Genomic DNA, 20,726 nt, shown 5'->3' with positions numbered 1-20,726 from the left:
AAGTAAACACTGGAAGCAATGTGAGCAATGTCGTGCCTTCGCAGCGAGAGTATCAAGGATTGATGCCCTCCCCGGAACGCATCGCAATAATAATCATTATCATTCGCACCTGTAAAGCGTTTTTTTTGACCCGTTGAAATAATATTGACTCAAGGCAGTAAACGGATAAATTCAGAGGTTATTCAACCGGTAAGCAAAAGGAGCAGCGAGATGAGCGAGATCGTGATACGCCACGTGGAAACATCGGATGCTCAGGCTCTGCATCATCTTTATTCTCAGACGCCCGTCTACCGCGATACGCTGCAGCTCCCGCTACCGTCCGTCGAGTCCTGGCAGAAACGCCTCGCCAACCCCGAACCGGGCACGCATAACCTGGCGGCCTTCGTTGACGGGCAGCTTGTCGGTCAGTTAGCCGTGATGCTGAATCAGCGCGTTCGCCGCCGCCACGTGGCCACCTTCGGCATCGGCGTCGATCCGCGCTACCACGGTAAAGGCGTCGGCAGCCGCCTGATGCAGGCGATGATCGACCTGTGCGACAACTGGGCGGCCATCGAGCGCATCGAACTGACGGTGTTCACCGACAACCCGGCGGCCATCGCGCTGTATCGCAAGTTCGGTTTTGAGATTGAAGGCACCAGCCGCGCTTTCGCCATTCGCGACGGCGTGCTGGTCGATGCCTACCATATGGCGCGTTTTCGCTCCGGGCAGCCGCGCGGCGATGCGTGATCTCATCCCCCCGCAGGGGCCGCTGCGCCGGCCCCTGAATATCAACCGCCGAACCTTTTTACACGCGCTGGCCGGCCTGACCGCCGCCAGCATGTTCTCCCCCTTCACCCCATTAGGTGCCGCTATGCCAACTTCCGCCGCCGGTCGCCCTGGCGCCCGCAACCTGATTACCGATGTGCCCGGCCTGAAGGTCGGCGTGGCGCAGGACAGCCGGGTGCGCACCGGCGCGACGGTGATCCTGCCGGACAGCCCGGCGATTGCCGCCGTGGACGTGCGCGGCGGCGGCCCCGCCACCCGGGAAACCGACGCGCTGGGTGAAGACAATTTGGTACAGACCGTCGATGCGTTGACGTTCAGCGGCGGTTCGGTATACGGCCTGGCGGCGGCGGACGGCGTCGCGGCCTGGCTCGGGCTACAAGGCAGAGGCTATGCGCTGCGGCCGGCTCCCGGCGTGCCGGTCTCACCTATCGTGCCCACCGCCTGCCTGTACGACCTTGCCAACGGCGGCGATAAAAACTGGCAGCTCACGCCGCCGTATCGCCAGCTGGGCATCGACGCGGTCGGCAAGGCTGGATTGGACTTTCCACTGGGCACCGTCGGCGCCGGCTACGGCGCCATGACCGGCATGGGCAAGCTGAAAGGCGGGCTCGGTTCGGCATCGATCGTTGCCGCCAGCGGCGCTACCGTCGGTGCACTGGTGGCGGTCAACAGCCTGGGAGCGGTGGTAGCGCCCGGCACCCGCGCCTTCTGGGCGACGCCCTATGAAATTGACGGTGAATTCGGCAACGGCGGCGCGGCGGCGCTGGCGCAACTGCGCGCGCAGGGCGAAGACTGGATGGTGCAAGAGCCGCAAGGCGGCAGAAAGAACACCACCCTGGCCTGCATCGCCACCGATCTGGCGCTGACGCGTGTGGAGTTGAAACGGGTGGCCATCATGGCGCAAGACGGCATGGCGCGCGCTATTCGCCCGCTGCACAGCCCGTTTGACGGCGACGTGGTGTTCGCCCTGTCCACCGGGCAGCGCGAGGTACAGGGCAGCCGCGAACTGGCGGTGCTGCAGATCGGCGCGCTGGCGGCGGACACCCTCGCTCGGGCGATCGCCCGGGGCGTATACGCCGCCACGCCGTGGCCGGGCAGCCAGGTCACAACCTGGCAAACGCTCGGCGGCTAACGCGCCGCCATCAAAAAAGGGGGCCGGTGGCGCCCCTCGATCTTTATTGCCCCCCACCGCCTAAATACCGGCAGTTTCCCGAATATAACGGCGCGCCTTCACCGCATACTCGAACGGGTTGGCCAGCGCCGGATCCTGCTCGGCCTCCACCACCATCCACCCTTTGTAACCGCGCTCGTCCAGCAGCTTGAACACCGGCCTGAAGTCGATCACGCCATCACCCGGCACGGTGAAGGTGCCCTTCTTCACGCCGTCGAGGAAGCTCAGCTTGTTGGCCTTCACTTCCGCCACCACCTCATCGCGCACGTCCTTCAGGTGGACATGGTTGATGCGCGGCAGATACTTCTCCAGGATCGCCATCATCGCCTGTTGGCTGCCTTCCGAATAGTAGGCGTGGCCGGTATCGAACAGCAGGTAAACGTCGTCGTTGACCATGCTCATGTAGCGATCGATTTCGGCCGTGGTCTGAATGCCGGTGCCCATGTGGTGGTGCAGGCACACCTGCATGCCTTTATCGGCGGCGATCTTCGCCAACTCGTTGTAACCGTCGGCCACGCGCTGCCACTCTTCATCGCTGAAGTACGGCTTCTCTTCGAACACGCCTTTGGTGGTGCCCTGAATGCTCTTGCTCTGCTCTGAGCAGCCAATCACCCTGGCGCCCATGGCATGCAGGAAATTCATGTGGTTGATAAATTCATCAATGGTTTTGTCTTTCTGGCCGTCGGCGAAAAAGGTGCTGAACCAGGCGTTGCAGATCTGGATGCCGCGAATATCCAGCATCGGTTTCAGCACCGCCGGATCGCGCGGGTATTTGCTGCCCACTTCGCTGCCGGTGAAACCGGCCAGCGCCATTTCACTGACGCATTGCTGGAAGGTGTTCTCCTTGCCCAGATCGGGCATGTCGTCGTTGGTCCAGCCGATCGGCGCAATGGCCAATTTCACGTTGTCTTTATTCATGGTTTGCCTCGGTCCTTGCAGGGCCGCCGGTACAAACGCCGCCGGCGAGCCGAATCAGATTATTTGCCCAACAGCTCTCTTTCGATGCGTTCTCTGGTCGCCACCGCCTGGCTCGGCATCTTTTCCGGGTAACCGAACAGCGAGGTGCAGATGATCGATTCGCCGCCGACCTTGAAGCTGCGGTTGGCAAATTCCATGTCGCGCAGCGTCTGGAACAGGGCGTCGAAATTCACCTCGCCTTCGCCGATGCCGATGTGCTGGTGCACCGCGGCGTCAACGCCCGGCGGGTTGACGATATAGCGGCAGTGCTTGGTGTGGTTCATGGTGTCGGCGATCAGCACGTGGGACAGATCGTCCCCGGCGTACTGCAGCATCCCGGCTACGTCACCCTGCCCCTTGTCGTAGTAGAAGGTGTGCGGCACGCTGTAGAGATATTTGACGTGGTCGCTGCGCAGCGACTTCACCAGGTCGGCGGTTTCGTTGCTCAGCTCGCAGAAGTCCCACGGGTGCGACTGGATCTCCATACGAATACCCTCGCGCTCAACGATCGGCAGCAGCTCCTCCATCGAGCGATACCACAGCTCCTCGCAGATCTCCGGTTCGTTGGGATTGCCGGCCAGTTCGGTGTTGATCACCTGCACGCCCATTTCCACCGCAATTTCGATCATCCGCCGCCAGTTTTTGACCGCCGCCTGGCGGCGATCTTCCCCCGGACCGGACCAGCGATACACCACGATAAATGAGGAGATCTCCACGCCGGTCGCTTTTAGGGCGTTTTTATACTCCGCCATGATTTCGCGGCTGGCCTTCGGATGTTTGTAAAACGGGTTGATCTGCGGGTGCGGCGACTGCTCGATGTATTTGTAGCCCCAGTCCGCCACCTGCTGAACCATTTTGGTGACGCCCAAATCCCGGATAACGTCGACATCAAAAGCGATCTTCATGGTCACTCCTCTGCAATCGTGGTTACGCGCTGCGAGCGGTTATTTACCGTAAAACGCCGGGCGCGCCGGCAGGGTCACCGGCACGATCTCGCCGCTGAGCTGGGCCGCCACGCAGGCGTCGGCGGTTACCGCGGCGGCGTAGCCGTCCCAGGCGGAAGGCCCGGTCAACTTGCCCGCGGCTACGTCGTTGATGAAGCCCTGCAGCTCGACGTCATAGGCATCGATAAAGCGATCCTTCCAGTCGGTCAGGATTTCGGTCGACAGGCGGGCGCCGCTGCGCATCTGCACCGAGGACGGTTCCGGCAGTTTGGCGATGCCGGTTTCCCCCACCACTTCGCACTGAATGTCGTAGCCGTACTGGCAGTTGACGAAGATTTCGACGTCGATGCGCGTCCCCTTGGCGGTTTCAAACAGCACAATTTGCGGATCTTTCAGGTGCGGGAACGCCTTCGGGCTCTTGCGTGGGAACACCACCTGCACCGACACATAGTCGTCGTCGAGCAGCCAGCGCAGCACGTCGATTTCGTGGATCAGGGTGTCGGTGATCGCCATATCGGTGGTGTAGGCCTCGCCGACCGTCGGGTTGCGGTGCGCGCAGTGCAGCATCAGCGGCTCGCCGATCTGGCCGCTGGTCAGTACCTGTTTCAGCGCGCGATAGCCCTGATCATAGGGGCGCATGAAGCCGACCTGCACCAGCCGTTTGCCGTGCTTCGCTTCGGCGTCGACGATGTTTTTGCAGCCCTGCGCGGTCACCGCCAGCGGCTTCTCGCAGAATACCGGTTTGCCGGCGGCGATGGCCGCCAGCACGAACTCTTCATGACTCGGCCCCCAGGAGGTGACCAGCACCGCCTGCACGTCGGCGGCTTTGATCAGATCGTGGCCGTTGTCATACACCCGCGCATCCAGCTGCAGATCGCTCACCGCTTTGGCGGCGTTGTCGCGGTTGATGTCGTTGACCGCCACCACGCGGGCGCCCTGCAACACTTTGCTGCAGCGACGGATATGATCGCGGCCGATGGCGCCGGTGCCGATAACCCCAATGTTCAATGTCATTTTCGCTACCCTCGAGATTAATGTATGAAAACGAATCAGTAATCGCGCGCCTTATCGATGTTTTCCTGCAGCTTGCGCGCCACTGCGACGATTTTTTCGCTGTCGGCCACCTGAGCGCCGCCCACGCGCCACCAGCTGAGATACTTGTGCACCATGGTCTTCGGCAGCACCTTGATGTCCAGCAGCGTGGACACGGTTTGCCTGCGGGCGTCGGCCAGCGCGTCGAGCAACTGCTGCTCGGTGGTGACGCGATAGGTTTTGCACCCGTAAGCCGCCGCCAGCATGGCGAAATCGACCGGCACCAGTTTGCCGTCGAGCTTGCCGCCCTGTGGATTGCGGAAGCGGAATTCGGTGGTGTAGCTGTCCATGCCGTGTTCCATCTGCAGGTTGTTGATGCAGCCGTTGGTCATGTTGTCGAACAGCACCACGTTGATCTTGCAGCCTTCCTGAATCGAGGTGACCAGTTCGGAATGCAGCATCATGAAGGCGCCGTCGCCCACCATCGCGTACACCTCGCGCTGGGGCTCGGCCAGCTTGACCCCCAGCGCGGCGTTCACCTCGTACCCCATGCAGGAGTAGCCGTATTCCACGTGGTAACCGTGCTCGCCGCGGTTGTGCCACACCCGCTGCAGATCGCCCGGCAGGCTGCCGGCGGCGGCGACGATCACGCTGTCCGGCGGCAGCTCGCGGTTCAGCACCCCCAGCACCCGGCTTTGCGTCATCGCCGAGCCGGTCTGGGCGATAAATTCGTCGAACACCTGCTCGCGGTCGAGGTGATCGTCTATCTCCGGCACAAAGTCTGCGCCGCTGTATTCCACCGAGTAAACACGCTCGGTCTCTTCACGCTGGGCACCGCGCGCCGCGGCGATGGCGTCGCCCCAGCCGGCGCGATAATCGGCCTGCGCCAGCAGCGCGCCCAGTGCGTTCAGGGCCTCGCGGGCGTCCGCCAGCACCTGCACGCCGTCGAGCTTGCCGGCGTCGAAGGCGCTGACGTTGATATTGAGGAAGCTGACGTCCGGGTGTTGGAACAGCCATTTGGACGAGGTGGTGAAATCGGTGTAACGGGTGCCGACGCCAATCACCAGATCGGCCTGCCGGGCCAGCGTGTTGGCCGCCAGGCAGCCGGTTTCGCCGATGCCGCCGAGGTTGAATTCATGGTCACTCGATACCGTGCCTTTACCGGCCTGGGTCTCGGCGAACGGAATGCCGAAGCGCTCGGCGAATTCGCGCAGCGCCCGCCCGGCCTGCGAGTACTTCACGCCGCCACCGCACACCAGCAGCGGTTTGCGTTTGGCCGTCAGCAGCGCTAAGGCGTCCGCCAACATGCCGTCGGTCGCCGGGCGGCGATCGAGCCGATGCACGCGCTTTTGGAAGAAATAGTCGGGGTAGTCGTAGGCTTCACCCTGCACGTCCTGCGGCAGACACAGCGTCACCGCGCCGGTTTCCGCCGGATCGGTCAACACGCGCATCGCATTGATGCAGGCGCTCATCAGCTGTTCCGGGCGCACGATGCGATCCCAGTATTTGCTCACCGCACGGAACGCGTCGTTGGTGCTGATGCTGAGATCGTAAGACTGTTCGATTTGCTGCAACACCGGGTCCGGCTGGCGGGAAGCGTAAACGTCGCCCGGCAGCAGCAATAAAGGAATGCGGTTAGCGGTGGCGGTGGCCGCGGCGGTGATCATATTGGCGGCGCCGGGGCCGACCGATGAGGTGCAGGCGTAAATTTGCCGGCGCAGCTTCTGTTTGGCGAAGCCGATCGCCGCATGGGCCATCCCCTGCTCGTTGCGGCCCTGGTGCACCCGCAGATCGCCGCTATCCTGTTCCAGCGCCTGCCCCAGCCCCAGCACATTGCCGTGGCCGAAAATCGCGAAAATGCCCGCGACGAATTTGGTTTCCACGCCGTCGGCCAGCAGATACTGGTTATCGAGAAATCTGACGAGCGCCTGCGCCATGGTTAACCTGATCTTGCCCATTTACCCACCCTTTAGATTAAGGGCCGCCCCGGAAAGCGCTCATGCCGAGCCGACAATCCCGTGTTTGTGTTACGCGGCGGCAGCTATTATCTTGAGCAGGCGATGCCCGCGCTGCTCACGAAGTCGACAACCTGAAACGTGAAGCGATTATAAACAAATATATTTTTCATAAAATCACATTACAGAAGAAACATTTCATTTTGCGATAAAGATCGCATATTGCATGAAAAGCCCGTTTCATCTCGTGGTTCAGCCTTCATGGGCTTCGTGCCGCGCACCGGCCGATAAAAGTCGTTGGCACATGGGTTGACAGCCTTTTCCTCTGCCCTCACCTCCCTTTTATGTTCCGCCCCGGCGGCCCTTGCGCAGCCGATTCATCGCCTTTTCCCACGCCTCTGTCGATGTTTTAAACGCATCACATTTTTGGGGTGTAAATTTCATTTCATATTGAAATTGAAATTTTCATTCCCCATACTGTCCCCATGCTTCCTGCAGGGCGCCACGCTCGGGCCGCCGCCGGAGTTTTGCTTAACAGAAGGAAACGGGTATGGCTACACAACAAAAACAGCTTGATGTCATTTGTCTCGGGCGCATCGCCGTCGATTTCTATGCTCAGCAGATCGGCGCGCGTCTGGAAGACGCCGGCACATTCGCCAAATACCTCGGCGGCTCTTCCGGCAACGTGGCCTACGGCACCGCCATTCAGGGGTTGAAATCCGGCATGCTGGCCCGCGTCGGCGATGAACACATGGGCCGCTTTCTGCGTGAAGAGCTGCAGCGCGTCGGAGCCGATACCCGCTGTCTGATCACCGACAAGCAACGATTAACCGGCCTGGTGATCCTCGGCATCAAGGATCAGGAAACCTTCCCGCTGATCTTCTACCGCGAAAACTGCGCGGACATGGCGCTGACGCCGGACGACATCGACGAGGCCTACATCGCCTCCTCCCGCGCGCTGGCCATCACCGGCACGCACCTGTCGCACCCGAACACCCGCGCCGCGGTGCTGAAGGCGCTGGAGTATGCGCGCCGCCACGGCCTGCGCACCGCGCTCGACATCGATTACCGCCCGGTACTGTGGGGGCTGACGTCGCTGGGCGACGGCGAAACCCGCTTTGTGGAATCAGACCAGGTGACCCGCGAACTGCAGGAGGTGCTGCACCATTTCGATCTGATCGTCGGCACCGAAGAGGAATTTCATATCGCCGGCGGCAGCACCGACACGCTGACGGCGCTGAAAAACGTGCGCCGGACTACCGCGGCCACGCTGGTGTGCAAGCGCGGCGCGCAGGGCTGCTCGGTGTTCGAAGGTGAAATCGCCGACGACTGGGCGCAGGTGAAGCTGCACGCCGGTGTGCGGGTTGAAGTGCTGAACGTGCTGGGGGCCGGCGACGCCTTTATGTCCGGGCTGCTGCGCGGCTACCTGAACGATGAGGGCTGGGAGCAGGCCTGCCGCTACGCCAACGCCTGCGGCGCATTGGTGGTTTCGCGCCACGGCTGCGCGCCGGCGATGCCGACCAAACGGGAACTGGACGACTACCTGCAGCGTGAACAGCAGGTCACGCGCCCGGACCGCGACGCACGCCTGAACCACCTGCACCGGGTCACCACCCGCAAGCAACAGTGGCCGGAACTGTGCGTGTTCGCCTTCGATCACCGCAAGCAGCTGGCGGACATGGCGCGCGAAGCCGGCGTCGGCGAGGAACGCATTCCGCGCCTGAAGACCCTGCTGCTCACCGCGGCGCAACAGGCTGCCGCGCAGGCCGGCCTCAACGGCAACAGCGGCATTCTGGCCGACACCACCTATGGGCAGGCGGCGCTGAACGAGATCACTGGCCAGGGATGGTGGATCGGCCGGCCGGTGGAGCTGCCCAGCTCGCGCCCGCTGCGCCTGGAGCACGGCAATATCGGTTCGCAATTGATCGACTGGCCGCAGGAGCACGTGGTGAAGTGCCTGGTGTTTTATCACCCGCACGATGCGGAGGAACTGCGTCGCGAACAGGATGAGCTGATCGCCGACGTCTACCGCGGCTGCTGTAAATCCGGCCACGAGCTGCTGCTGGAGGTGATCCTGCCGGACAGCAACGCCGACAAAGACGAACGTTATTACCTGGAGATGATTGAGCATTTCTACCAGTTGGGCATTCAGCCCGACTGGTGGAAACTGCCACCGCTGAGCGCAGAAAACTGGCGGCAGGTCGGTGCCCTGATCGACACCTACGATCCCTTCTGCCGCGGCGTGCTGATCCTGGGGCTCGACTCCCCGGAGGCGGTGCTGAAGGCGGGCTTCGCCGCCGCCGCGGATGCGCGCTGGGTGAAAGGTTTCGCCGTCGGCCGCACCATTTTCGGCCAACCTTCGCGCCGCTGGCTGCAGGGGGAAATCGACGACGCGGCCCTGATCGAGCAGGTGAAACAAAAATACCTGACGCTGATCGGTTTCTGGCGCCAGTACCGTCCGCAGGCGGGCGGCACGCACTGACAGCAACAGCAGGTTCACGTCCCCTTAAGGCCATTTCGCCGCTTTAAGGGGATTTTTTTGCCCCTTTTCTGTGAAGTCGCGCAATGTGCGATCGAATAAATCGCTTTTTGAGGAAATGAAATTTCCGCTCCGTCTGTTAAAATACCCTGTCAATATTTCAGGCATCAGGCCAATGCGCCTTCACCCCACTGCGAGCCGAATGGATGAACAACCCAACTCAACTTTCGCTGTTACAGGACGAGATCCGCCACCGTTATGAAACGCTGAGCAAGCGTTTGAAGCAGGTGGCGCGCTATATTTTGGATAACAGTAACAGCATCGCTTTCGATACCGTTGCCTCCATCGCCGCACAGGCCAGCGTGCCGCCTTCCACCCTGATCCGTTTCGCCAACGCCTTCGGCTTCAGCGGCTTCAACGAAATGAAGCAGGTGTTCCGTCAGCATCTGATGGAAGAAACGGTGAACTATACCGAGCGCGCGCGCCTGTTCCGCCAAACCTCTACCGACGACAACGTCGCGCCGGAGAAGCCGGCGGAGATTCTCAACGTATTCACCATGGTCAATGCGCAGGCGCTGCAGCAGCTGGCGATGCAGATTGCCCCCGAGCAATTGGATCGCGCCGTCGAACTGCTCAACAACGCCGAAAACATCTACGTGATCGGCCTGCGCCGCTCGTTCAGCGTCGCCTCCTACCTCACCTATGCGCTGCGCCATCTGGAGCGCCGCGCATTTCTGATCGACGGCCTGGGCGGCATGTTCACCGAACAGCTGAGCATGGTGAAACCGAAAGACGTGGTGATCGCCATAAGCTATTCGCCGTACGCCCGCGAGGCGGTGGAACTGGTGGAATTGGGCGCCAAGCGCGGCGCGCAGCAGATCGCCATCACCGACAGCCAGGTCAGCCCGCTGGCCGCGTTCAGCGACGTCTGTTTCGTGGTGCGTGAAGCGCAGGTGGACGGGTTCCGTTCGCAGGTGGCCTCGATGTGCCTGGCGCAGACGCTGGCGGTCTCGCTGGCGCTGAATAACGCCCGGGACGAGTAAGGCTGGTGTGAACGCGCCCGACAGGCTCGGGCGCGGCGGGATTATTGCAGCAACAAATAGCGGTAGAGCGCGCTTTCCAGATCCTGCATCATGCTGATGAAAAGCAGAATCTCCACCGTTTGGCCGTCGTAGTCATAGATGACGCGGTATTCGCTGTCGGGATCCAATCGTTCGTGCAACCGCACTCCCATGCCCGCCAGCACGGCGTTGAAGCGATAGCGGACGGGATCGTCGGCGATTGCCGCGAGGGACGATAACAACAGATTGTCCACGAACATCCCGGCTGCGACGGCCCCTATCGTTCCGCTCTTATAAGACTCGATGTCTTTCAGGCTCCATTCCGCCGCCGGCGCGACGGTAAAACGTATTTCCTGGGGCATCCTGCACCTCGGGTCTATTTCCGCGCGTCACGCAGCCGCTGCAAGGTTTCTTCGGGCGACAGACCGCGCTGATTTTTAATCTCTTGCTTCGCCATCATAGTCAGTTTCAACAACGCGTTGGACTGGCGCTCGAGATTGCGTTCCCGTATTTCGGCCTCTCTCTCAGCCGCCGTTTGTACAAACAGCTCGGCAACACCATTTTTTGTGACGTAAACCCCGCCTTCAAACAGATCGGGCGAACCTAATCCTTCGCGCGCCGCTTTTTGAGACATGGTGGTTGTCATAGTTTTTCCTCCTGTGTACCGGCATTCTCACTGCATAACAGCGGTTCGTTAGATTCACTCAACCAGGGAGCAATCGCGTGCGGACAGGTTATCATTTGAGCAAGAGAGAGGGCAAATTTAGGTCAAATTTATACCCTGATAAAGAGAAAGCCCGGCAAGCCGGGCCTCAAGCGCCTATTGCGCGGCGGGGTAACCTTCGCCGTTAATCCAGGCGTGGTCTTTTTCCCAGGTGAACTTCCACTGCCGTACCGGCCCGGCCATCACGTTGAGATAATAGTTGTCATAACCCGCCAGGGTCGCCACCGGGTGATAACCGCGCGGCACTTTCACCACGTCGCGATTGTAGACCGGCATGCACTCGTCGAGCGTGCGATCGTCGGTATAGACGCGCTGCATGCAGAATCCCTGCTCCGGCTGAATGCGGTGATAGTACGTCTCTTCGAGATAGGTCTCGTCCGGCGAATCTTCTTGATCGTGCTTGTGGCTCGGGTAGGAGCTGGTATTGCCCTCGTCGGTGTAAACCTCCACCACCAGCAGACTGTCGGCCGGCTCGCTGTCCGGCAGAATGTTATGCACCAACCGCTGGTTGCGCCCCTTGCCGCGCCGCTCCACGCCGATTTCCGCCGGCGTGATCAGGCGTGAAGGCAGGTGGCCGCTGCCGGGCGCGCTGCACACCGCCAACTCCAGATCGGTTTCTGCCCGCACGTCGATGCGATCGTGGTGCGGCACGTACACCGCGTAAGGCGGCGTGCGCTCGAACGGGCTCATGCGTTTGCCGATATGCGGGTATTCGGCGCGCAGCGTGGCGACGGAGGCGATACCGGCCACCAGTACCAGACACAGTTCCTTGTCACCGCACTCCAGCTGCAGCGACTGCCCGGCGGCCAGGCGGTAAACGTCAAAGCCGACATAGCCCCAACCGGCATTTTCCGGCGTCACGTGCTGGATACGCCCCTCGGCGTTCGGCGCCTGACATTTGGCAAGCAGTGAAGACATTTCGATTCTCCTGTTAACTCCCCGTGCAAAGGCCGCTGCCCCCATGGAGCAACGGCCCGCTCATACTCTGCGATCGCTTAACCCAGCGTCGGCATGCTGAATTCAGACACCGTCTGCTGCCCGGCCGGCCAGCGCGCGGTGGCGGTCTTCATGCGCGTGTAGAAACGCACGCCGTCGGTGCCGTGCACGTTCAGCGCGCCGAACACCGAGCGCTTCCAGCCGCCGAAGCTGTGGAACGCCATCGGCACCGGCACCGGCACGTTGACGCCGACCATCCCGGCCTGCACTTCCTGCACGAACTGGCGCGCGTAGTGGCCGCTGCCGGTAAAGATGGCGCTGCCGTTGCCAAACTCGTGGCCGTTAACCGTGTCGATAGCGGTGCGATAGTCCGGCACCCGCACGATGCCCAGCACCGGCCCGAAGATCTCTTCGCGGTAGATGCGCATGTTCGGCTTCACATGGTCGAACAGCGTGCCGCCGACGTAGTAGCCTTCAGGGTAGCCCGGCACCTGATAATTGCGGCCGTCGGCCACCAGGGTGGCGCCTTCTTCCACGCCCAGATCGATGTAGCCCAGCACCTTTTTCTGGTGAGCGGACGATACCAGCGGCCCCATTTCATTCTCTTCGCCGCCCTGCTGCAAGCCCGGCCCGACGCGCAGCTGCGCGATCAGCGGCTTCAGTTTGGCGATCAGTTTATCGGCGGTGTCGTCACCGACCACCACGGCGATCGGCAACGCCATGCAGCGCTCGCCGGCAGAGCCGAACGCGCCGCCCATCAGCGCATTGACCGTGGCGTCCAGATCGGCGTCCGGCATGACGATCGCCTGGTTTTTCGCCGCGCCGAAGGCCTGTACCCGCTTGCCGTGCGCGCTGGCGGTGGTATAGATATGTTCCGCCACGGTGGAGGAGCCGACGAAGCTCACCGCCTGAATGCGCGGATCGGTGCACAGCTGCGCCGCATCTTCATTGGCGCAGTGCACCACGTTGAACACGCCGTCCGGCAGGCCGGCTTCTTTCAGCAGCTCCGCCAGGCGCACCGAGGCCGAAGGCACCAGCGCCGGCGGCTTGAGGATAAAGGTATTGCCGCAGGCCAACGCGATAGGGAACATCCACATCGGCACCATCGCCGGGAAGTTGAACGGGGTAATGCCCGCCACCACGCCCAGCGGCTGCATCAGCGAGAAGCTGTCGACGCCGCCGCCGACGTCCGGCGAGTATTCGCCCTTGATCAGATGCGGGATGCCGCAGGCAAATTCGACCACTTCCATGCCGCGCGTCAGTTCGCCCAGCGCATCCGAATACACTTTGCCGTGTTCGCTGACGATAAGCTCGGCCAGCTCGTCGCGGTGCTGTTCCAGCAGCGCCTTGAAATTGAACATGATGCGCGCGCGGCGCAGCGGCGTGGTGCGCGACCAGTCGGCAAACGCCCGGTGGGCCACGTCGATGGCCTGCTTGACTTCGGCGGCGGTGCTCTGCGTGACGCGCCGCTCAACCTGCCCGCTGGCCGGGTTGTGCACGTCGACGGTTTGATTGCTGCTGCTCAGGCACACCTGCCCGTCAATAAAGTTACCCACGGTTTTCATGTCACGCCCTCTTTTCAAGTCCGCTGTCGCCTGGCCACACCCAGGCGGCGCGGCGTTAATCGTCCCGCTCGCCAAACCCCGTCGGCAAGCCGGCTAAATCCTGACCGGATGCAGCAAACTCTATTTCATTGAAAAAAAAGTTTCAAATAAATTGTTTTGAAAAATTTGTTTTTAGTGCGTGAGGTCGCAATTTTGCGGTGTCGATCGGGTTGGCGCTTGCATTGCCGTGCCAGGGAAAGCGCAACTGCGGCGGAGAAAGTTGGGGTAATACACACTGACTTTGCTACAGAAAACCCGCACTGCGCCTGCCCTGCCGCCATTACCGCACGCCCTCGAGCGCCCAAGGTGCCCGAATCGCTCGCGACGGTTTTTTTTGAACTGGATCTAAAAATCAATATTCCATTATTCACTAATTATGAAATAAATGTTCTTGTTTGTTCCAGCATTTATCGACGACATCGCCTTGATGACAGGCACGGTTCACACCCTTCCGCTCGCCCTCTTCCCGACAACCCAACCGTGCGGACGGAAGCCAGGATAAAAATCGGAGCAACACATGTCATATCAGCGTAAGCATAATACCGGCTACATATTGCGAATTTGCGGCATCGCCGCCCTGGGCGGCATTCTATTCGGCTACGATACCGCCGTGATCTCCGGCGCGATCGAAGCGTTGAAAGCCTATTTCGATCTCAGCCCGGCCGAAACCGGCTGGGCAGTCTCCAACGTGGTGATCGGCTGCGTGGTCGGCGCCTTCGCCGCCGGGCCGCTGGCGGCGCGCTGGGGCCGTAAAAAGGCGCTGATGCTGGCAGCGCTGCTGTTCACCGTGTCCGCCGTCGGCGCCGCATTGGCTCCGACCTTCACCTGGTTCGTCATCTACCGCATCATCGGCGGGCTGGCGGTCGGCATTGCCGCCACCGTGTCGCCGATGTACATGTCGGAGGTGTCGCCGAAAGACATGCGCGGGCGGGCGCTCAGCATGCAGCAATTCGCCATCGTCTTCGGCCAGATCGTGATTTTCTACGTCAACTTCAAAATCGCCAGCCTCGCCAGCGAAGCCTGGCTGGTGGAAATGGGCTGGCGCTGGATGTTCGCCTCGGGCGTGATCCCCTGCATTCTGTTCTGCATCCTGGTGTTCGTCATTCCTGAATCGCCGCGCTGGAACGTGATGATGGGCCGCGACGATCAGGCGCTGGCGATGTTGACCAAGGTCTCCAACGCCGCCCACGCGCAGAATCTGCTGAAAGAAATCAAAGACTCGCTGCAGCAGGATCAACAGCAGCAGCACCGGAAGCTGAACTACGGCGATGTGCGGGTGCGGTTCATCCTGTTCGTCGGCTGCATGATCGCCATGTTGCAGCAGGTCACCGGCGTCAACGTGATGATGTATTACGCGCCGGTGGTGCTGAAAACCGTCACCGAAAACGCGCAGGAAGCGCTGTTCCAAACCATCTGGATCGGCGTGCTGCAGTTGGTCGGTTCGGTCATCGGCGCCATGCTGATGGATCGCATGGGCCGCATTCCGCTAATGCGTTACGGCACGCTGGGCGCCATCGCCGGCCTGCTGCTCACCTCGTACGCGCTCTACACGCAGGCCACCGGCTATTTCGCGCTGTTCGGCATGCTGTTCTTCATGGTGTTTTATGCGCTGTCCTGGGGCGTCGGCGCCTGGGTGCTGGTGTCGGAAATCTTCCCGAACCGCATGCGCGCGCAGGGGATGAGCATCGCCGTCGGCTGCATGTGGGTCGCCAACTTTGCGGTGTCGCAGTCGTTCCCGATGATCAACGACCACCCTTACCTGTTCTCGCATTTCCACGGCGCCTTCCCGATGTGGATCTTTGCCGCCTGCTGCCTGTTCAGCTACTGGTTTATCGGCCGCTATATTCCTGAAACCAAAGGCGTCTCGCTGGAAAAAATGGAACAGGTGGTGCTGGCCAAACGCCTCCGCCAATCCCTGCCCGACGGCAAGCCGCTGCCGCTGGAAAACGGCAAATCCTGATCTCTCAACCCTGACCGCTGGAGTCATGCCCCATGAACATTGCGCTGGACCGCTTCTGCATTAACCGCAAGATCGCGCCGAATCTCGATCTGGACAATTTTTTCCGCCTGGTGAAACGCTGCGGGCTCAGCAAAATTGAGCTGCGCAACGACATGCCCAGCGGCAAGGTGACCGACGATCTGAGCGACGCGCAGCTCAACGCGCTCGCCGCACAATACGGCATTGAAATCGTCACGATCAACGCCCTCGGCATGTTCAATCGGGTGGATGACCCGGCGGCGCTGCAGCAGCGCGCCGAAGCGTTGCTGGCGCAGGCGCAGGCCATCCACAGCCGGGCGCTGGTGCTGTGCCCGCACTGCAGCGCCGACGACACGCGCAGCGAGCAGCAAAAACGGGACGATACCCTCGCCGCGTTGCGTCTGCTGGCGCCGCTGTTTGCCCGCTACGGCGTGCAGGGATACGTCGAGCCGCTGGGCTTCGGCATCAGCTCGCTGCGATCGTCGCTGTTGACCCAGGCGATCATCCGCGACTCGGGCGCGCCGTATCGCATCGTGCTCGATACGTTCCACCACTATTTGAGCGGTGTGGCGCAAGCCGACTTCGACGCGCAGATCCAGGTGGCGCAGATCGGCCTGGTGCATCTGTCCGGCGTGGAGGATGGGCGGGATAAAGGCGCGCTGAGCGATGAAGAGCGCATCATGCTGAGCACGGGCGATCGGCTGGAAAGCCGCCGCCAGGTACAGAACCTGGAACGCCTGGGCTACACCGGCGTCTATGCCTTCGAGCCCTTCTCTTCGCAGTTGGACGGCTGGAGCGAGGCGGATATCGAACGGGAAATCCGCCAGAGCATCGCCCTGCTGCAAGGGTAAAAAAAAACGGCCTCCGCGGAGGCCGTTTTTCATGGCGTTACTTCAGGTTGCCGACCACCAACTGGTGGCGCGCATTGTAAAACTTACGGTAAGCCAGATAGCAGGCGATGATGGTCGACAGGCTGGCGGTGGAAAGCAGCATAAAGGTCACCATAATCTGGTATTTGATCGCTTTCACCGGGTCGATGCCGGCAAAGATCAGCCCGGACATCATGCCCGGCAGGCTGACCAGCCCGACGGTTTTCGCCGAGTCCACGGTCGGGATCAGCGAAGCGCGGATGCTGTCGCGGATCAGCGCCGCCGAGGCGAACTTGGGCGTCGCCCCCAGGCTGAGCATCTCCTGAATCTTCTGCTGCTCGCTTTTGAAACGCTGGCCGAGGTTGGTGTAGCACAACCCCACCGCCACCATGGCGTTGCCAGCGATCATCCCGGAGATGGGGATCACCTGCATCGGCGTAAATTCGATGGAGCCGGTCAATACCAGCACCGCCAGCGTCAGCACCGCGCCGGTGGTGATGGCGATAAACGACGTCACGAACGCGTGTTCGACGTACTTGCTGCGTTTCTTGGCGTTGTAAGCCGCGTTAAAGCAGATGAACAGCACCATCAACACGGTGAGAACGGCGTTATCCAGGTCGAAAATATACTTCAGCACGTAGCCGACGATGATCAGCTGCACCACCGCGCGGCAGATGCTCCAGATAATGTCCTTTTCCAGCGCCAGCTTTTCCCGGTGGCTGATCAGGATGGCGACCACCACCAGCACCATCGACAAGCCCAAGGATTCGTTGGTGATGTTATGCTGATTCATGCTGTTGCTCCTGTTGCTCGGCGCCGCGCGCGCGCAGGGTGATCACTTCGTCCGCATGCGCTATCTCTTCGGTATCGTGCGTCACCCACAGCACCGCCAGCCGGTGTTCCGCCACCAGCTGATGCACTATCTCATTGACGTTGCGTTTGTTTTCCTCGTCCAGCGCGCTGGTGATCTCATCGAGCAACAGCACCCGAGGCATAAACTGCAGGTTGCGGATCAGGGACACCCGCTGCTTCTCCCCGCCGGACAGTTCATTGATGCTTTTGGTCAGCATCGCCTCCGGCAGCCCGAAACGCGCCAGATCGGCCTTCATTTTTCGCTCGGCCGGCGGTTCCTGGCGGATCTGGTAGGGCAGCGCCAGATTGTCGTAAACCGTACTGCCGAACAGTGACGGCGTCTGGAAGCAGTAAGAGACCTGCTTGCGATACGCCTCCGGCGACATCTCGTCGATCGCCTGGCCGTCGAAATAGAGCTTTCCGCTGGTCGGATCCATTAAGGAAGAGATGATTTTCAGCAGGGTGCTTTTCCCGCAGCCGGAAGGTCCGGTGATCAGTTTGAACTCGCCTTCACCCAGCGTGAAAGAGACGGAATCCAGGATCACCTGGCTGTCTATTTGATAATGAATATCATCCAATCTCAGTATGTCTTTCTTTTCCTTCATTACGATGCCGGCTCCCTATACCTGTTCCCGTCTGAGCGATAAGTATATGGCTGCTAAAAACATCTTAGCAATGGCTGTGCGGATGGCAGCGAACGGAGGGGAAGGATTGACGGAGCGAAACGCCCCGCCAAATGATAAATTTAATTAATGATTAGCTGTAGGAATAGTCAAAAGCGACCGCCAGGGTCGAATCACTCTTTTTTTATCGCTGCCTGTTCGTCGCAGCTGTACCAGCGGAGAGAATTGTTGATGCTGCGGTGGGTGCAGTGAACCTTACCCTCCTTTTCCAGCGCCAGCAGCAGGGTGCGGGTGGTATAAATATTTTCGCCGCATTTATCCGCCAGCTCGCGCGTCTTCGGCCACTGCTCCGGCGGGGGATGATGGCCCCCAGATCCTTCCACACGCTCCCTGCACAATCCTTGCAACACATTCAGCATCAGCGATTTTCTGCTTTCAAACGTTTTCGGCGCCTTGGCCATAGCATTCCTCCTGAGTGGTTACTGCTGAGCACCCCGCTCACGGCTGCACGTCAGCGATGCGCAGGGTGTAAATCATGGTGGCATTCGGGGGGATCGCCGGCGGGTTGCCCTGTTTGCCGTACGCCAGCGCCGGCGGCACCACCAGCGTGATCGCACCGTGTTGCTGCAGCTTCTCGATAGCCGCGCGAAACAGCGGCGGGTAGCGCGTCAACGGCTGCGAGATCACCGTCCCCGCCAGCTCCATGTCTTTGACTACCCGGCCGTCGGTCAGGCTTTCGCGCACCACGATATCCACCCGATCGTCGGCGCCGATCGCCCCGCTGCCGGCATAGTCCACCCGGTAATAGAAACCGAGCGCATCCTGCTTGACCCCCTCCTGGCGAACGAAATTGGCCAGGTAGGCGTTGTCATCCCGAGGCGGCGCCTGCGTCTGTTGCGCCTGCTGCAACCGCTGCTGCGCCGTGTGCAGCGCGCCGTCGATGGCGGCTTCATCGAGCCGCAATCGCCCGGCCAGGGTATCGGCGATGCCCGCCAGCAACAGCTGGCGATCCGCCTCCAGCCCCGCGCGCCGGTTCTCCTGCTGCAGATGCAGAATGTCGCGTCCGAGCGACACGCCGGCGGCATACGCCTGCTTGTCCGCCTCGCTGGCCAGCGCGGGCGGCTCGGCCGCCTGCTGCCGTTCGGCCAGCAAGGTCTCTACCCGCCGCTGCTGCTGCGCCAGCTGCGCCGCCAAACTTGCACTGCGCTGTTCGGACCGCGTTAACGAAGCGGACAGCACGCTCACTTCAGGCACCGGCGCAACGGCCTGCCGCAATCCCTTCAGGGCATCGGCCAGCGGCCGAATATCGACGACGGCCGGTTCCCGTTTCGGCGCCGCGGCGGCCTGAGCCGCCGCCAACTGCCGCTCCAGCTGACGGATTTTCTCCGCCTGCTGTTGCACAGAGTGCTTCAGAGAAGTTAAACGAGCGCCGTCTGCCCCCGCGACGGCGGCCGGTTTGGCGGCCGGTTTGGGCGCCGATTTACGCGCGCTGTCTTCCCTGGGCGCGGCCGGCGGCGCCTGCCGCTGTTCGGCAAACTTCAACAGCGCGGGAATGCCGTCATCGGCGGCGCAAGCGGCCCCGCTCGCCGCCAACAGCAAAAGCCCCATCGCCCATCCTTGCGCGCATCGCTTCATGGCTACAGATTCTCAACCCGGCTGGACAGATCGGACATCAGCTCATGCTCGACGTCAGCGCAGAATTTCTCGGTTTTATATTGATAAAGAGCATCAATCGCTTTACGGGTACTCTCATCCACGTTGCCGCGCACCCCGGCATATCCCGAAGCGTTGGAAAGCAGACCATTAAAATAGGCGATGCGTTTTTGGTAACTTTGCGGATTAATATTCTTTAATGAATTAACCCGCTGCTGACAAAGCGCGATGCGTTGCTCATCGGATTTATCATTAGGATTATTCTGTGAGATTTTTTTCACGGAATTCAGTTTTGTCTTGCTCCCGCCCGCACAGCCAGAAAGCGCCATAAGAGACAGCAGAAATAGGGTCAACCCCACCCAACGGCGCCCGCCGCAAGCATTAATCATCGTTATCATTCCGTTTATAATCCTTTAATTGTCACTTAGGTCATCATTATGTGGCGAACGGCAGCAGCACATGCCTTAATTTGATTAATCAAAATGGGTTAGGTAGCAAAAAATCCCTATCACGCAATGCGATAGAATAATTCACTACCGGTGCAATTGTTATTTAATTGTTAACCAATTAGGTCTAAACGCTGGCTAAACGCGAATAAGAAACCCCATTCCCTCATGAACAAACAACCATGAAATAACAATAAAAACAATAAATTATGTTTTATATTTTGTTTCTAAAGGGAAATGCATCATCTGCTGCCTCAGAGCGATATTAGCAAAACAATATTGTGAATTGTAGGTGCCACCCTATTTCCCCCGATCTAATATCTCGCATATCGTTATTTATATAGTGATTTATACTGGATAATATTTGTATACGATCTATTGATTTTAAAGCAAATATATTTCTTTTTCCTTTTGGTTTTATATTCTGAATTTGACTTAATTTAATAAAATCTATTTCCAAGCAATACTATTATTTGCAAGAATATTCCCAGCAACACGCCACACGTAAAAAACGTATTTTATTTACCAGAAAATCCATTATCGATTTTCCAAATCTCGTTATTTCTCATAAATAACGGATGTCGGCGTATTGCCCAGAGCAAAAGGATCTGGCTCCAACCGCACGGGCGGCGACATGGCGTTGCCACCGCCGCGGGGGATTTAGATGTGCTGTTCTT

At 60.2% G+C, this 20,726-nt stretch carries 19 protein-coding genes; 6 read left to right on the top strand and 13 right to left on the bottom strand.

Annotated features, from left to right (window positions below):
* Positions 1-210 precede the first annotated feature (210 nt).
* Together MMS95_RS09115 and MMS95_RS09110 are read left to right on the top strand one after the other, a co-directional pair.
* Entirely contained in the window at positions 211-726 is a 516-nt protein-coding gene (locus tag MMS95_RS09115) for a GNAT family N-acetyltransferase (RefSeq protein ID WP_015379327.1), read from the top strand.
* The gene (locus MMS95_RS09110) at positions 719-1,897 is read left to right on the top strand and encodes a P1 family peptidase (RefSeq protein ID WP_242141587.1); all 1,179 of its coding nucleotides are present in this window, start codon (positions 719-721) and stop codon (positions 1,895-1,897) included. Before MMS95_RS09115 ends, MMS95_RS09110 begins: the two co-directional genes overlap by 8 nt.
* Positions 1,898-1,957: 60 nt before the next feature.
* Here MMS95_RS09110 and iolE read toward each other — a convergent pair whose 3' ends face one another.
* Genes iolE through iolD form a run of 4 tightly spaced genes read right to left on the bottom strand, consistent with a single transcriptional unit; the run spans position 1,958 to position 6,827 of the window.
* Entirely contained in the window at positions 1,958-2,854 is an 897-nt protein-coding gene (gene iolE / locus MMS95_RS09105) for a myo-inosose-2 dehydratase (protein ID WP_015379329.1), read from the bottom strand.
* A 59-nt stretch (positions 2,855-2,913) separates the two neighbouring features.
* Positions 2,914-3,798 carry a sugar phosphate isomerase/epimerase gene (locus MMS95_RS09100; protein ID WP_118892658.1) on the bottom strand — a complete coding sequence of 295 codons (885 nt, stop codon included), beginning with the start codon at positions 3,796-3,798 and terminating at the stop codon, positions 2,914-2,916.
* A 39-nt stretch (positions 3,799-3,837) separates the two neighbouring features.
* Positions 3,838-4,851 carry a Gfo/Idh/MocA family oxidoreductase gene (locus MMS95_RS09095; protein WP_015379330.1) on the bottom strand — a complete coding sequence of 338 codons (1,014 nt, stop codon included), beginning with the start codon at positions 4,849-4,851 and terminating at the stop codon, positions 3,838-3,840.
* 35 nt (positions 4,852-4,886) lie between these two features.
* On the bottom strand, positions 4,887-6,827 hold the full coding sequence (gene iolD / locus MMS95_RS09090; RefSeq protein WP_015379331.1) for a 3D-(3,5/4)-trihydroxycyclohexane-1,2-dione acylhydrolase (decyclizing): 1,941 nt from the start codon (positions 6,825-6,827) through the stop codon (positions 4,887-4,889).
* Positions 6,828-7,374: 547 nt separating this feature from the next.
* Between iolD and iolC the strand changes: the two genes are divergently transcribed.
* Together iolC and MMS95_RS09080 are read left to right on the top strand one after the other, a co-directional pair.
* Positions 7,375-9,306 (top strand): 5-dehydro-2-deoxygluconokinase, encoded by a 1,932-nt coding sequence (gene iolC, locus MMS95_RS09085; RefSeq protein WP_015379332.1) that lies wholly within the window; start codon positions 7,375-7,377, stop codon positions 9,304-9,306.
* Positions 9,307-9,509: 203 nt separating this feature from the next.
* On the top strand, positions 9,510-10,346 hold the full coding sequence (locus MMS95_RS09080) for a MurR/RpiR family transcriptional regulator (RefSeq protein ID WP_004930856.1): 837 nt from the start codon (positions 9,510-9,512) through the stop codon (positions 10,344-10,346).
* Between the two features lie 41 nt (positions 10,347-10,387).
* Here MMS95_RS09080 and MMS95_RS09075 read toward each other — a convergent pair whose 3' ends face one another.
* The 4 genes from MMS95_RS09075 to MMS95_RS09060 form a co-directional block, all read right to left on the bottom strand.
* Entirely contained in the window at positions 10,388-10,726 is a 339-nt protein-coding gene (locus MMS95_RS09075; RefSeq protein WP_049240493.1) for a hypothetical protein, read from the bottom strand.
* A 14-nt stretch (positions 10,727-10,740) separates the two neighbouring features.
* Entirely contained in the window at positions 10,741-11,010 is a 270-nt protein-coding gene (locus tag MMS95_RS09070) for a hypothetical protein (protein WP_004930864.1), read from the bottom strand.
* A gap of 174 nt (positions 11,011-11,184) precedes the next feature.
* Complete coding sequence (iolB, locus tag MMS95_RS09065) at positions 11,185-12,006, bottom strand: 5-deoxy-glucuronate isomerase (RefSeq protein WP_044030037.1); 822 nt, start codon at positions 12,004-12,006, stop codon at positions 11,185-11,187.
* A gap of 77 nt (positions 12,007-12,083) precedes the next feature.
* A complete protein-coding gene (locus tag MMS95_RS09060; protein WP_021505174.1) occupies positions 12,084-13,589 on the bottom strand; it encodes a CoA-acylating methylmalonate-semialdehyde dehydrogenase in 1,506 nt (501 codons plus the stop codon).
* Positions 13,590-14,145: 556 nt separating this feature from the next.
* Between MMS95_RS09060 and MMS95_RS09055 the strand changes: the two genes are divergently transcribed.
* Both MMS95_RS09055 and MMS95_RS09050 read left to right on the top strand, forming a co-directional pair.
* Positions 14,146-15,588 carry a sugar porter family MFS transporter gene (locus MMS95_RS09055; protein WP_049240490.1) on the top strand — a complete coding sequence of 481 codons (1,443 nt, stop codon included), beginning with the start codon at positions 14,146-14,148 and terminating at the stop codon, positions 15,586-15,588.
* Between the two features lie 32 nt (positions 15,589-15,620).
* On the top strand, positions 15,621-16,457 hold the full coding sequence (locus MMS95_RS09050; protein WP_242141586.1) for a TIM barrel protein: 837 nt from the start codon (positions 15,621-15,623) through the stop codon (positions 16,455-16,457).
* 37 nt (positions 16,458-16,494) lie between these two features.
* On the opposite strand, the gene fetB is transcribed toward MMS95_RS09050, so the two are convergent.
* The 5 genes from fetB to MMS95_RS09025 form a co-directional block, all read right to left on the bottom strand.
* The gene (gene fetB / locus MMS95_RS09045; protein ID WP_004930878.1) at positions 16,495-17,268 is read right to left on the bottom strand and encodes an iron export ABC transporter permease subunit FetB; all 774 of its coding nucleotides are present in this window, start codon (positions 17,266-17,268) and stop codon (positions 16,495-16,497) included.
* A complete protein-coding gene (gene fetA, locus MMS95_RS09040) occupies positions 17,255-17,932 on the bottom strand; it encodes an iron ABC transporter ATP-binding protein FetA (RefSeq protein ID WP_075684682.1) in 678 nt (225 codons plus the stop codon). The genes fetB and fetA overlap by 14 nt, the downstream gene beginning before the upstream one ends.
* A 191-nt stretch (positions 17,933-18,123) precedes the next feature.
* Complete coding sequence (locus MMS95_RS09035; RefSeq protein ID WP_004930885.1) at positions 18,124-18,411, bottom strand: FaeA/PapI family transcriptional regulator; 288 nt, start codon at positions 18,409-18,411, stop codon at positions 18,124-18,126.
* Positions 18,412-18,448: 37 nt separating this feature from the next.
* Complete coding sequence (locus MMS95_RS09030) at positions 18,449-19,558, bottom strand: FKBP-type peptidyl-prolyl cis-trans isomerase N-terminal domain-containing protein (protein WP_156866422.1); 1,110 nt, start codon at positions 19,556-19,558, stop codon at positions 18,449-18,451.
* 29 nt (positions 19,559-19,587) lie between these two features.
* The gene (locus MMS95_RS09025; RefSeq protein ID WP_015379341.1) at positions 19,588-20,001 is read right to left on the bottom strand and encodes a hypothetical protein; all 414 of its coding nucleotides are present in this window, start codon (positions 19,999-20,001) and stop codon (positions 19,588-19,590) included.
* Positions 20,002-20,726 lie beyond the last annotated feature (725 nt).

The sequence above is a fragment of the Serratia sp. PGPR-27 genome (assembly GCF_022678525.1).
In the GTDB taxonomy this organism is placed as follows: domain Bacteria; phylum Pseudomonadota; class Gammaproteobacteria; order Enterobacterales; family Enterobacteriaceae; genus Serratia; species Serratia nematodiphila.
The sequence above is the reverse complement of the archived record's forward strand: the minus strand, read 5'-3'. Positions and strand labels throughout refer to the sequence as shown.

Excerpts from the sequence above, each read along its gene's own strand:
- MMS95_RS09115 (WP_015379327.1), top strand. The coding sequence starts at position 211 with ATGAGCGAGATCGTGATACGCCACGTGGAAACATCGGATGCTCAGGCT.
- MMS95_RS09110 (WP_242141587.1), top strand. The coding sequence starts at position 719 with ATGCGTGATCTCATCCCCCCGCAGGGGCCGCTGCGCCGGCCCCTGAAT.
- iolE (WP_015379329.1), bottom strand. The coding sequence starts at position 2,854 with ATGAATAAAGACAACGTGAAATTGGCCATTGCGCCGATCGGCTGGACC.
- MMS95_RS09100 (WP_118892658.1), bottom strand. The coding sequence starts at position 3,798 with ATGAAGATCGCTTTTGATGTCGACGTTATCCGGGATTTGGGCGTCACC.
- MMS95_RS09095 (WP_015379330.1), bottom strand. The coding sequence starts at position 4,851 with ATGACATTGAACATTGGGGTTATCGGCACCGGCGCCATCGGCCGCGAT.
- iolD (WP_015379331.1), bottom strand. The coding sequence starts at position 6,827 with ATGGGCAAGATCAGGTTAACCATGGCGCAGGCGCTCGTCAGATTTCTC.
- iolC (WP_015379332.1), top strand. The coding sequence starts at position 7,375 with ATGGCTACACAACAAAAACAGCTTGATGTCATTTGTCTCGGGCGCATC.
- MMS95_RS09080 (WP_004930856.1), top strand. The coding sequence starts at position 9,510 with ATGAACAACCCAACTCAACTTTCGCTGTTACAGGACGAGATCCGCCAC.
- MMS95_RS09075 (WP_049240493.1), bottom strand. The coding sequence starts at position 10,726 with ATGCCCCAGGAAATACGTTTTACCGTCGCGCCGGCGGCGGAATGGAGC.
- MMS95_RS09070 (WP_004930864.1), bottom strand. The coding sequence starts at position 11,010 with ATGACAACCACCATGTCTCAAAAAGCGGCGCGCGAAGGATTAGGTTCG.
- iolB (WP_044030037.1), bottom strand. The coding sequence starts at position 12,006 with ATGTCTTCACTGCTTGCCAAATGTCAGGCGCCGAACGCCGAGGGGCGT.
- MMS95_RS09060 (WP_021505174.1), bottom strand. The coding sequence starts at position 13,589 with ATGAAAACCGTGGGTAACTTTATTGACGGGCAGGTGTGCCTGAGCAGC.
- MMS95_RS09055 (WP_049240490.1), top strand. The coding sequence starts at position 14,146 with ATGTCATATCAGCGTAAGCATAATACCGGCTACATATTGCGAATTTGC.
- MMS95_RS09050 (WP_242141586.1), top strand. The coding sequence starts at position 15,621 with ATGAACATTGCGCTGGACCGCTTCTGCATTAACCGCAAGATCGCGCCG.
- fetB (WP_004930878.1), bottom strand. The coding sequence starts at position 17,268 with ATGAATCAGCATAACATCACCAACGAATCCTTGGGCTTGTCGATGGTG.
- fetA (WP_075684682.1), bottom strand. The coding sequence starts at position 17,932 with ATGAAGGAAAAGAAAGACATACTGAGATTGGATGATATTCATTATCAA.
- MMS95_RS09035 (WP_004930885.1), bottom strand. The coding sequence starts at position 18,411 with ATGGCCAAGGCGCCGAAAACGTTTGAAAGCAGAAAATCGCTGATGCTG.
- MMS95_RS09030 (WP_156866422.1), bottom strand. The coding sequence starts at position 19,558 with ATGGGGCTTTTGCTGTTGGCGGCGAGCGGGGCCGCTTGCGCCGCCGAT.
- MMS95_RS09025 (WP_015379341.1), bottom strand. The coding sequence starts at position 20,001 with ATGATAACGATGATTAATGCTTGCGGCGGGCGCCGTTGGGTGGGGTTG.